Annotated in this window: 9 protein-coding genes and 1 pseudogene; 2 read left to right on the plus strand and 8 right to left on the minus strand. The window is 59.4% G+C overall.

The window, feature by feature from the left end; all coding sequences use genetic code 11:
- Window positions 1–387: 387 nt before the first annotated feature.
- Window positions 388–1,398, plus strand: a complete 1,011-nt coding sequence (locus FB600_RS36530; RefSeq protein ID WP_145758299.1) for an alpha/beta hydrolase family protein — start codon at window positions 388–390, stop codon at window positions 1,396–1,398.
- A 1-nt stretch (window position 1,399) separates the two neighbouring features.
- Here the strand turns inward: FB600_RS36530 and tnpC are convergent, their stop codons facing one another.
- Genes tnpC through tnpA form a run of 3 tightly spaced genes read right to left on the minus strand, consistent with a single transcriptional unit; the run spans window position 1,400 to window position 3,856 of the window.
- On the minus strand, window positions 1,400–2,980 hold the full coding sequence (gene tnpC, locus FB600_RS36535) for an IS66 family transposase (protein WP_145758298.1): 1,581 nt from the start codon (window positions 2,978–2,980) through the stop codon (window positions 1,400–1,402).
- A 31-nt stretch (window positions 2,981–3,011) separates the two neighbouring features.
- A complete protein-coding gene (tnpB, locus tag FB600_RS36540; protein ID WP_145758297.1) occupies window positions 3,012–3,365 on the minus strand; it encodes an IS66 family insertion sequence element accessory protein TnpB in 354 nt (117 codons plus the stop codon).
- Entirely contained in the window at window positions 3,341–3,856 is a 516-nt protein-coding gene (gene tnpA / locus FB600_RS36545; protein WP_145758296.1) for an IS66-like element accessory protein TnpA, read from the minus strand. Before tnpA ends, tnpB begins: the two co-directional genes overlap by 25 nt.
- 93 nt (window positions 3,857–3,949) lie before the next feature.
- Here tnpA and FB600_RS36550 point away from each other — a divergent pair.
- A pseudogene (locus tag FB600_RS36550) lies at window positions 3,950–4,276 on the plus strand (integrase core domain-containing protein); the annotation flags it as partial.
- A 28-nt stretch (window positions 4,277–4,304) separates the two neighbouring features.
- Here FB600_RS36550 and FB600_RS36555 read toward each other — a convergent pair.
- The 5 genes from FB600_RS36555 to FB600_RS36575 form a co-directional block, all read right to left on the minus strand.
- On the minus strand, window positions 4,305–5,450 hold the full coding sequence (locus FB600_RS36555; protein WP_017923366.1) for a DUF2827 domain-containing protein: 1,146 nt from the start codon (window positions 5,448–5,450) through the stop codon (window positions 4,305–4,307).
- A 14-nt stretch (window positions 5,451–5,464) separates the two neighbouring features.
- A complete protein-coding gene (locus FB600_RS36560) occupies window positions 5,465–6,625 on the minus strand; it encodes a DUF2827 domain-containing protein (protein ID WP_409995272.1) in 1,161 nt (386 codons plus the stop codon).
- 378 nt (window positions 6,626–7,003) lie between these two features.
- Complete coding sequence (locus tag FB600_RS36565) at window positions 7,004–7,369, minus strand: H-NS family nucleoid-associated regulatory protein (RefSeq protein ID WP_244107787.1); 366 nt, start codon at window positions 7,367–7,369, stop codon at window positions 7,004–7,006.
- A 316-nt stretch (window positions 7,370–7,685) separates the two neighbouring features.
- On the minus strand, window positions 7,686–8,924 hold the full coding sequence (locus FB600_RS36570; RefSeq protein WP_017923362.1) for a tetratricopeptide repeat protein: 1,239 nt from the start codon (window positions 8,922–8,924) through the stop codon (window positions 7,686–7,688).
- A gap of 422 nt (window positions 8,925–9,346) precedes the next feature.
- Window positions 9,347–11,565, minus strand: a 2,219-nt coding sequence (locus FB600_RS36575; RefSeq protein ID WP_261383549.1) for a YadA family autotransporter adhesin, incomplete at its 5' end; no start/stop codon positions are given.

Genomic DNA, 11,565 nt, shown 5'->3' on the forward strand with positions numbered 1-11,565 from the left:
TGGAATTCCTTCTGTCTCGCCGCTTCCGCTTGTTCAGCGAGGGCCTCCATTTGCACCTTCAGCTCTTGATATGTCGCCATCCTTTGCTCTCCTGAATGTCTAACCTACCGCCACCTTACTTATGCATTTCAGCCAGACCACCGTTGGCTCATGCCTCGTCCAAATGGACTAGGACACCAGGCAACCATTTCAAGTTTCATACGACCAGCCGCGCATGATATTTCTCGCTCTCCTAGGGTCTGTTTACATTCGATGAAATGTGACCCTGCCTCGTTTCCACGTACAGCAGATCGTAAGCGATCGATAAACGACGCCCCTCGGTCATCAAACGTGTAAGAATGCTCTGATATCCTTCGCCTCTCATTCTGGCTGACCAGGAGTAGTGACATGCGTTGGATAGTGCCTCTCCTACTGGCGATCGTATGTACGTCTTCCGCGCTGGCTGATCCGGCTACTTTTAACGCAGGGGTAATCCGGCTCACGGGGGTGAACGAAGCTGCCCCTTTCAACACGGTGATCTTTTACCCTACGCGTGAGCGTGAAGTTCCGTGGCAAGCGGGTCCGTTCACTGTTGAGGCGACGCGCGATGCTTCGCCCGTATCAGATGGCCGCTTCCCCGTTGTATTAATTTCACATGGACGAGGCGGCGGTCCCCTCAGCCACCATGAATTGGCCACAACTCTGGCTCGCGCCGGATTTATCGTCGTCTTGCCGACGCACGTTGGGGACGCTTCAGGCTATCCCCGCGCACCGTCCCAAGCCCAGATTCTGATTGATCGGCCCCGGCAGGCAGAGGCCGCGCTCAATGCAGTCCTCGCGGATCCACGGTTTTCCGCGAGCGCCGATGTCGATCGAATTGGCATGATCGGATACTCAGCCGGTGGCTACACTGCGCTGATTCTGGCGGGAGCGAAACCCGATTTTGCGTATGCCAGTGCGTACTGCGCAGATCACGATGATCCGGGATCGTGTCCGCGTCCAGCAACCAGCAATGGTGCGCACGGTACCCAAGGCAAAGCGGCCGTACCTGCTGACCTGCTAGCCTGGCAACCGCCCGTTGATCGCCGCCTGAAGGCCTTGGTGCTGATGGATCCACTGGCGATGATGTTTGAGGCATCTGGCTTGTCCGCTGTGCGCGTACCGACGATGCTCTATCGACCGCAGGACGACAGCTATCTTGGTTCTGCGAGAAACTCGCTTGGAGTTGTGTCAGGCTTGCCTACACCGCCCGCAGTCCACATCGTGCCAGGCAACCACTTCGTCTTCATTGATCCTTGTCCGGCCTCGGTCGCAGCCAGTGCGGCCCTGATCTGTCAGGATGCGCCCGGGATCGATCGTGTGGAAATTCATCGCCAGATCGACCATGAGGTCGTGGACTTCCTACGCGCAAATCTATAAGTCATCCAGACTGAGCTGACATGCTCCACGGAAGCAACGCGGCGTAGTCGTCGACCTTCTTTGCTAGAGGCAATCGCTGGAACAGCAAGGTGAGATAGCGGTACGGATCGATTCGACAGGCTTTGCAGGTTTCGACGAGAGAGTAAAGATTGGCGCTCGCAGCAGCGCCGTCGACAGTGTCCGCGAATAGCCAGCCGCGGCGCCCGATCACAAACGGACGGATTGAATTCTCACAGGCATTGTTCGATAAGGGCCAGTCTCCATTCTCAACATAAAGGATCAGCTTCGGCCACTGCTCGCGCAAGTAGGTCAGGGCCTTCCCGAGCAGGCTGTTGGGCACGACGCCAGGTGTTTGTTCGAGCATCAGATCGTAAATGGCGTCGAGCACACGTGCGCTGTAGCGCCGTCGCAATCGCTGTCGCTGGTTGGCTTCCCATTTCGCAGTGCGTGCCTCGGCCGCGAACAACTTTCCGATCAGCTTGATGAACCGCGTGGCCAGCAGATCGCGCGAACGCGCAGCTTTGGGCACATTTTCTTCTGCCTTGACGAAGTAGCGCCGACAGTGAACCCAGCATCCAAGATGCACGAGCTGATATCGCTCGGCAATGCCGTTATAGGGTCCATAGCCATCGGTCATCAGGACCGCGCCCTTGCGGATGCCCATGAACAGTTTGTCGGCCAGCTGCGCGCCGCGTCCTGGCGTGTATGTGAAGCAGCGGACCGGATGTCCCGAATCTGTCATCTGCGACCAGAGGTAACTCTTCGTCTGGGGTTTGCGCCCCTTCTCCTTCAGGACCTGGAATGTTGTCTCGTCGCAGTAGACCAGGTCCGCATCGAGCAGCGCATCACGCATCAGGTTGATCACCGGCTGCGTCGCGAGACCCACACGGACCATGCTCGCAGCAATCGTGTTCGACGAGATATCGCCGCCGAAGCGACGTAGCAGACCGGCCTGGCGATACAACGGCATTCTGAACTGATACTTGCCGGTGGCGATCCATGCAAGCGCCGATTCGCTCAACAGCCCGCGAGGAATGATGCGAGACGGCGTCGGCGTCACCTTGATGCCGAGATCGCAGCACGGACATGCATATTTGACACGCCGGTGCTGGATCACGCGAAGCTGCTCCGGAATCACGTCGAGCTGCTCGCTGATCTCCACGCCGAACTCGACGAGCGCGTGACCATCGTTCGTGCAGAAGCGTTCGGCTTCAGGCAGCTCGTGCCGCACAACGTCGCGCGGCAGGTTGGGATCAAGTGGCTTGCGATGGCCCCGCTTCTTGCGCTTATGTGCAGCGACCGTAGATTCTGGATTATCTTCCTGAGCAGGCGTACTGCTCGCGCCGAGCACCTCGGCTTGATTGAACAGGCTGGGTTGATCTGAATCTCGTGCCTCGCTCTTTGCGCCGAATAACTCGTGACGGTAGGCCCGGAGTCGTTCCTCGGCAAGATCGCGTTCCGCTGTCACCAGCCGCAGGGCGCCGCGTAATGCCTCCTGTACTTCTCGCAACGCGCGAGCGGCATCGCGTTCGGCGAGCAGCTCTTTCAGTTCCTCGGCGGTAATCGTGACGTTGACCGGCATGCCGGGTTAGACCAGCACACCGTCCGCCTGTTTAGCTCAAACGCAAATATTCCTGCTTCGGATGTCGTCGAATCGTAGTAATGTCATCGCCATCGAGCAGCGCGTGCAGCACGTTGATCGTCATCGTCACGATCTCAGCCTTGTTGTCGGGCCAGATGAAACGGCTTGCCTCCAATCGTTTCGTCATAAGCCAGAAGCCGCTACCGTCCCAACCAAGGATCTTGATCCTGTCGCGATGCCGGTTTGCGAAGATGTAAAGCGACGAGTCCATCGGATTCAGGCGCATCGACTGTTCAACGAGAATCGACAGGCTGTTCATGCCATACCGGAAGTCGACAGGATCTCGGTGCAGATACACCTTCAGATTGTCGTCGAACCGGAACACGGCATCCTCCCAAGGATCTGGACCAGGGTTGTCAGTTCATCAATGGTCGCGATGGCGCTGCCTAGTTCAAGTTCGACACCGTTCGACAGATGCACATGCAGCGTGAGCGTCATCGACGGGGATGGCGGTTTGGACGCAGGCGGTACCGGAACAACAGGCACGAACGCGGGTGGTGGTGCCGCGCCAACGACGAGCTGGCGAGAACTCGGAGGATCGATTGCCACGCTGTCAGTCGCATCACCCGAAGGCGGCCGGTCGTCGCCGTTATCCTGCTGCGCCAGCGAGACGCATTTCTCGCGCTCCATCAGGTATTTCGTGATCCACTTGCGCAGCAGGTTGGCGTTGATCCCGTGCTCTTGCGCCATGCGGGCCACCGACACGCCCGGGCGTAACGTCGCCTCCACCAAGGCTCGTTTGCCATTTTCATCGTAACGGCGACGGCCGTCACTACTTTGCCGAACGACTCGCAACTGTGAGTTTTTGTCAGCCATAGGTGTCCACCTCCGGAATAGGTGGACACCTATGCTCCTCGCTCAGAGTGCTGTTGGGTAGACGTCGATAATGGATCGCTTACGCATGTGTTCGTGGACAACGGCAGTGAATTTTCCGGGCGGCTGCTGGACATGTGGGCGTATCACCATCAAGCCAAAATAGACTTCAGCCGACCGGGCAAACCGACGGACAATTGCCACATTGAGACCTTTAACGGATCATTCCGGGACGAATGCTTGAACCTACATTGGTTCGAGACGTTGGGCGAAGCCAAAGCGATAATTGAAGCATGGCGGCGGGACTACAACGAGAGCCGTCCTCACTCTGCTCTCAAAGACTTGGCACCGGCTGAATTCGCCCGTCAGCTGGCGCTTTTGCCGGGCCCCACCGGGCCCGAAACGCCGGAAAACTCGCGCTAGGTTTGGTCCGGAAAACCCAAGCGGATCATCAATACAACGCCTGAATCGCTCGCGTGTACGCGTGCACGTTCGCGGGATTCTCGATGCTGACTGCGCTGAGTATGTATTTCGACTGCTCACGGTACGCGTCGAGGTTTGCGTCGTGCTCGGTGAACGCCTGCAACAACGCACGGCCTCCTGCCTGGCAGTCGAAGTCTGGATAAAAATACCCAGCCTTACCGAGATACGGCGAATTGTGAATCAACGGATATTCACCATACAGCAACTCGTAGTACAGGTAGTTCTGCGCGTTCTCCCACGTATGCGATACCACGGCATCGCCGTACGCAGCCATGAACTCGTACACCGCATAGCGGCTTTCGAAAGTCGTGATTCCATGCTCGACGATGTCGAGACTCTTCGCGAAGTGGATGAACGTCGTGTGGTCCTTTAGGGGGATGGCATTACACACACGCACGAACTCGAGGAAGGCCGGATTCGCACGGTAAGCCTCTTCGGTGACCAACATCGGAATGATGCTAGTCTTCACCATGCAAATGTTTGGCTCGAATATCGTCACGCGCCAGCGCCGCTTGCCAGGCTGATAGCCGAATGACAAGCCTGCACCGAGCGTAGCGCGCGCCTTGTCGAATAGCATCGGGTGCCAAATGTGTGGGACGATCGTGACCGGCGCGCGCAGACCCGTCTGATAGTAGTGCAAGCACGACCGCTCGAACTCGGGAATCGTCCACACCGCGTCGTATGGTGCGCCTGAGAACAGGAAGCCCGATGGCTTGTCGAACATTGCACGCTCAATGTCGATCACGTAGTCGTTGCCGACCCGCATCGTGACCACCTTGCCGCCGCGATCGCGGAACGCGCGCAGGTAGTCTGCGCCGAACTGCGCGCTCATTTCGATCAGCATATCGCAGCGCTGGAGTGCCTCGGCCATTGACAGCAACGGCACCTCCCACTCGCCTAGCATCATCTGTGGATCCGCGACCTGCTCGCCGCCATTCACCATCACCGCCTCAGCGACGAGCGGCGACTGCCGCAGCAACAGGATCAGAAGGAGGCAGTTCTGGAAGATACCGTTTTCCCAGAGAGACTGGCCCGCGCCGCGCACGAACAGCGACACGCCGACGACGAGACGCTTGTCACCTCCAGGCACTTGATGGGTATTGGAGTTCGACATGCACACTCTCCGGTTCAGACAACCAGACGCGAGATGAACGCGTCGAGGTTCGCCGGGTTGTCGATCGATACCGAGCGCAGCAGCTGGCTCGCCTTCGCACGGTAGTCGTCGATGCGTTCGTCGTGGTACAGCCACGCGTCAAGCAGAGCGCGACCGCCGGCGGCCGAGTCGAAATCCGGGTAGTAATAGCCGGCGTCGCCAATTAGCATCGAATTGTGGATCAACGGATAGCCGCCGTACAGCACGTCGTAATACAAATAGTTCTGTCCGTTTTCCCAGTGGTGCGACACGATCGCATCCGCGTGACGCGCCATGAAGGCAGGTAAGTCGAGTCGTGGTTCGAACGTCGCCTTGTGCCGGCGCACGAGATCGAGACTGTTCGCGAAATGCACGAAGGTAGGATGTTCCTTCATGTGCATCGCGTTGACAACGAACATGTGTTGCACCGCATCAGGCTGGTCACGGTAGAACTCCTCGCACACGAGCATCGGGTAGTGGCAGGACTTCGCGACCGAGAGGTTCGGCTCGAGCGTCGCCAACGTCCACGGTCGACGGCCAGGCTGATAGCCGAACGTCGCGCCTTCGCCAAGGAGTGCGGCCGCACGGCGCTCGAGGAAGTACGGTGACCAGATGTGCGGCATCAGGTGGACGGGCGTGCGCAGAATCGTTTGCAGCAGCGGCGCGGCGGTCTTGCCGTATTGCGGCAACAACCACACTTCGTCAAACGGTGCGCCATTGAATACGTGTCCTGGCGGTTTCCCGAAGATCGGTGTTTCGCACAGAGATGCATAGACGTTCCCGCAGAAGAACGCGGCGACCTTCTTGCCGATCGTCTTCATGTGGCGAAGCCATTCGACCGGCAACTGCGCGCCCATTTCGATCACGACATCGAGATCGTGCGTGACGTCGGCGGGTTTCACGAGCGGTATATCTAAGCCGTCAAGTTCGAGGCCGGCCGGCAACCCATTGGCGTCGCCACCGTTTAGGAAATAAACGGGCCCGACACGATTCGAGCGCTTGAGCATCATCGCGAGGAATGCGATGTTCTGGTGAATGCCGTTTTCCCAAATCGCCTGGCCGTCTCGCGCAAAGAGCGAGATACCAACCGCAGGGCGCTCGCCCATGGCTTGCACGGATTTTGACGGGGTATGGTGCAGACGATCGGTTGAAACCATTTACACCAATGCCTCGCGATAAAGGCGTGCCCAACGGCCGTGTAGACGCCCCAACCGTTCGGCTTGCTGTTTGACAGCGACGTCCGGCTCGCCTCCGCCCGTGAATGGATGCTCTATCTGGAGTAGACCACCGGTACGCGACTCCGAACATCGACGGATTTCGTTGAACCCGCGCCGATACGCCCACAGCAAATAAGCAGCAGTCGATTCGTCAACGCTTTCGTAAAGCGATTGCCTTAGGTACAAAAAAATCCCGAGAACAGGATAGGGCACCTTTCTCTCATACCATTGATTCACATACGTCACAACCAGATTCATTTGACCACCTGTTCGTGAATAACTCGACTGCGCGACGCTCAGACCACATTGCATTGGACATTAGTCCACGTCTTCGGGAAGCAGGAACTCCTCCGGATCTCGCCCCTTCATCCACACAGGCCGCCTGCCTCGACCACTCCAAGTCCTACCACTCATCGGATCCATGTAGCGGGCCTTGCGTCGGTTAGCCGGATGCTGATTGCTGATAGCACCTGCAATATCTTCGATCGACAGTTTATAAATCGAGATCAGCTTGACGATGCAGTTGATCACCTTGGACACTTCACGCTTGTGCGCCGCGTCCATTTCTTTCGCTAGGTTTTGATATCGATCGCCAAATTCAGCCACCCGTTCGGGAAACTGATGCTTCCCATCATGCGGTCTTGTGCCCCCAGTCCTCCCGTTGAGCTTCGTACTTTTCATCATTTGTAGTCCGAAATTCTAAGATTCGAGAAACAGACACCCATATGTCGACCTTGTGCCGTTCAGATCGTCACGAATTCGATACGACATCGACGAGCGGTCGCGACCGGGCCTGACGATGCAGGCGCGTGGCTGGATACCAGCGACCGTCATTACGCTGGATCATTCACATCCGGCTTGGGTTCCGGCTCGGGATCAGCCATGTCGGCCCCCATGGCCCACTTCCTCGCTCAGCCAGTTCAGACCGACGTGCAACGGCAATGGTCGGTCGCTGGTTTCGAGATGCGTGCAAGCCGCGCTGCATCCTGCTTGCCGCTTTCTATGAGCGTTTGTCGATGTCCTCGATGCCGATTTCCAGAAACAGTGGCAGACTGCTCAGCGGTATGTGGAAATCGAAGCCCTCGAACACCTCCGTGCCCCCGTGGAGCAGGGATACTTGCCCACTAAGCATGGCCGACATCCCGTCATGCAGTGAGTCATGGCATAACAGGACAATTTCACCAGTTCGACTGCGTATGGCGCGCGCAAGGCGCGGCACGAACCGCAAAAACGCAATGCTTTCGGCCAGGCCTTGGTCGCACCACACCAATACCGCCTTGCCATGCAGGTCTTCGCCGTTCCAGCGTGCAATCGGCAGCCTCTCAACGCACTGCCTGCTGACGCCCGCATGGCTGCGCCATTCACAATCGAGCCAGCCACGCCCGAAACCGTCCGTGGATAACTGCTCCCATGCCTGGGCAAAGCGGATCTCTCCGTCAGTTAGCGCGAGTTCGATCGCACGCTCGACCAGAGAATTGGCCTCGCTCCACCGGCCAGCCTCTCGCAGAATCTGCGCATACAGCAGCAGCGACTCAGGACAATCCGGCGCAAGCGCAAGCGCGCGCTCGATAGCGATTTCCGCGGCCTCCGTTTGCCGACGCGACTGATAGATCCGAGCCTTCGTGAACCACGCAATCGAATCCGCAGGTTCACCGGCAATAGCTTCCTCGATGCGAAATGAGGCGCTTGGGATATCGCCCATCATCAGAAAAACTCGCGCCAGACTCACATTGACGAAGCGGAACCGGCTATCGAGCATACGACAGCGGTTGTACGCCTCGATAGCAGCCGATAGATGCCCACCCCGCTCGAGCGAATAACCGAGGATAAACCACGCCTGTGCGCGCTTTGGCTGGTTCTCGCAATAAGCCAACGCCACTTCACCCGCCCGCTCGTAGTCGTGCTGTTTCAACAACAGCATCACCCACTCCCGCATCCATTTACCTTTTGCATGATCCGTATCGAAGGCCCGCTCGAAGTTGCCCAGCGCGCCATCCACATCTCCTTGGGCAAGCAACACACGCGATTTCTCGACAAACGCCCAACCACTGTCCGGATCCAGTTCCAGTGCCCGGCTCGACGCATGATTCGCGACTTCCAACCTGCCGCGCATCCTGCAAAGTTCGGCCCATAACGACCACGTCCGTGCGTCCGTGCTTTGCGCTGCGATCTGCGGCTCGATCAATTCGCTTGCGCCCACGAGATCACCGTGCCGCAGTAGCCACAGAGCTTCATCCACCCATCGAGTCTTACGCGAATTCTCGCAACGCGATGCATCCATGGTTTTCCCCATTGTTTCTCATAAGCAAATAGCTCTCGTCTGCCATACCGATACAGCAATCCCAGTGCAGGCCAAGAAATTTTTCCCGTGGTCGAAATATTGGTGGAGCGGGTAAACGCAAACGCTCGACTTCAACAATTAGCCATGCCACTACCCAACCCGGTCACAAGCCAAGGTACGCGATGGTCCATCAGGACGAAATCGCAGAAGGAAGCGATCCGAGCACGATTCAACCGCGTGGACGAGGAAAGTCCATCAAAGATGCATGTAGAACATAGATTTTTAGTCGACATGTCCTCATCGCCTCACCGGCACGCTTGCAATTCGAAGGTGGGAAACACACTATCCGCATCCCACCTTCGACGGCGCTTATACCAACATCACCACTGGTACGACGCGCCTGCACCATAGGTCGCGCCCTGACCGCTGATGCCTACGCCGATCTTCGCCTTCAAATTATTGCTGAACCGGATCGACGCACCCAGGGCCGTTGCGGCATAACCCTGGTAACTGCCGCTGCCGATACCCACCGCGATGGTTTTGCCCGGGTCGACTTCCGGTATCATCGTCAGCGCGGTGGCTGCGGCGACCCCCGAGTACGCCCGGCGGCCGACCTGGTTGACGCTGGACTGAACCCCCCATAGCTGGTTCATGTTGACCGCGTCGGTACCGCTCACACCCGGCGCCACGTTAGTCAGGCGACGCTCGTTACCCTGAGAGCCAAACGACACTGTGTTCGGATCGGTGGTGACCGAGCCCGCACCGATGGCCACCGAATTGGCGCCACCCGCCGTCGCGTTGCTACCCAGCGCCGTGCCGTTCGCGCCTGAGGCCATCGCTCCCTGCCCGATCGCCGACGAGCCGTTGCCCGAGGCGTTAGCCCCCTGACCCAGCGCCATCGCGTTCGTGCCCGTCGCACTCGATCCCTGGCCCACCGCCGTCGCGTTCGAGCCCGTCGCGTTCGAACCTTGGCCCAACGATGTCGAATTGCTGCCCAAGGCTGTCGACTGGCCCCCGATCGCCGTGCTCCCCGGACCATTGGCCTGCGCGCCCGAGCCCGCAGCGGTTCCACCCGCGCTGGTCGTGGACAGCGTTCCGCCTGAGCCCGACGCCACGCTCGTAGACAGCGACGCGAGGTTGCTCGCTGCACTGCTCAGACCCGTCGATAGCGAGTTGATCGTTGTCGTCGTGCTGCTCAGACCCGTCGACAACGACGCCACGTTGCTGCTCGTGTTGCTAACCGTCGTCGACAGCGAACTGAGGCTGTTCGCAGTAGCGGTCGACAGGGACGTCAACGCGCTAGTGGTCGTTGACAATTCCGAGACCGCCGCGGTAGACAGCGACGACACCGCCTGGCTCACCGCATACAGTTGCGATCCGTTGATCGCGTCCGTCGAGCTCGACGACACCCGGCCAGCCGCCAAATTCGTGATCTGACGCTCCGCGCCCAGCACTCCGACGCTGACCACGCTTGTCGGCGTCGTACCCGCGAACGTATACGCCGTCCCTCCGATGCTCATGCCCGATGTTGGGTTAGCCGCGCTCGTCACAGATCCCGAGCCAAGCGCCACGTCGTTCGCATTGTTGGCCACCGCCCCTGAGCCGAAGGCTAGCGACCCCGCACCGATCGCGCTTGATGCGTTGCCCAGCGCCACGGACCCGATGCCGTTCGCGGTGCTGCCGTTGCCCATCGCCACTGCCCCCTGGCCAGTAGCTATGTTCAAGTTGCCCGCCGCGACCGCGCCTTGGCCTGTAGCCGTGTTGTTGGCACCCGCGCCAACTGCCCCGGTTCCGGTCACCACGTTCGGATCGCCGATGGCCACCGCGCCGTCGCCGCTGGCGGTGTTGGCCGCGCCGATCGACACCGCCTGGCCGCCGGTGGCCATCGCGTACTGGCCAATCGCGATAGCTCCGGCGCTGCCCGCGTTAGCGGTATCGCCGACCGCCACGCTGCTTGCGCCGCTAGCCGTCGAGCTCGGACCGACTGCTATCGCGTTGGCTCCGCTGGCGCTACTGTCCGCGCCGGTGGCATTGGCGTGGAAGTACTTGGTGCCGCCACCGTTAACCGCAGTGGAGATCGACAAGAGCTGGCTGTTCGTCGTGCTCAGGCCAGTAGACAGGGACGACACGTTGTTGCTAGTCGTGCTCAAGCCCGTGGACAGCGAGGTCAAGCTGCCCGCCGTGGCGGTCGACAGGGAAGTGACCGAACTGCGGGCTGTGCTCAGCCCAGTGGACAGCGAGCTCAGGCCACTTGCCGTGGCGGTCGACAGTGACGTGATGTTACTGGTCGTTGAGCTCAGCGCAGTGGATGTCGAGCTCGACAATGCGGTGATCGAGCTCGTCGCGCTCGACAGGCCGGTGGATGCCGACGTGCTCAACGATGCCACCGTGCTGTTGGTCGTGCTCAGCCCCGTCGAGGTCGAGCTCGACAATGCCGTGATCGAGCTCGTCGCGCTCGACAGGCCGGTGGATGCCGACGTGCTCAACGATGCCACCGTGCTGTTGGTCGTGCTCAGCCCCGTCGAGGTCGAGCTCGACAATGCCGTGATCGAGCTCGTCGCGCTCGACAGGCCGGTGGATGCCGACGTGCTCAACGATG

This window comes from Burkholderia sp. SJZ089 (assembly GCF_007828315.1).
Lineage (GTDB): Bacteria > Pseudomonadota > Gammaproteobacteria > Burkholderiales > Burkholderiaceae > Burkholderia > Burkholderia gladioli.

Coding starts and splice junctions, on each gene's coding strand:
- FB600_RS36530 (WP_145758299.1), top strand. CDS start 388: ATGCGTTGGATAGTGCCTCTCCTACTGGCGATCGTATGTACGTCTTCC.
- tnpC (WP_145758298.1), bottom strand. CDS start 2,980: ATGCCGGTCAACGTCACGATTACCGCCGAGGAACTGAAAGAGCTGCTC.
- tnpA (WP_145758296.1), bottom strand. CDS start 3,856: ATGGCTGACAAAAACTCACAGTTGCGAGTCGTTCGGCAAAGTAGTGAC.
- FB600_RS36555 (WP_017923366.1), bottom strand. CDS start 5,450: ATGTCGAACTCCAATACCCATCAAGTGCCTGGAGGTGACAAGCGTCTC.
- FB600_RS36560 (WP_409995272.1), bottom strand. CDS start 6,625: ATGGTTTCAACCGATCGTCTGCACCATACCCCGTCAAAATCCGTGCAA.
- FB600_RS36565 (WP_244107787.1), bottom strand. CDS start 7,369: ATGATGAAAAGTACGAAGCTCAACGGGAGGACTGGGGGCACAAGACCG.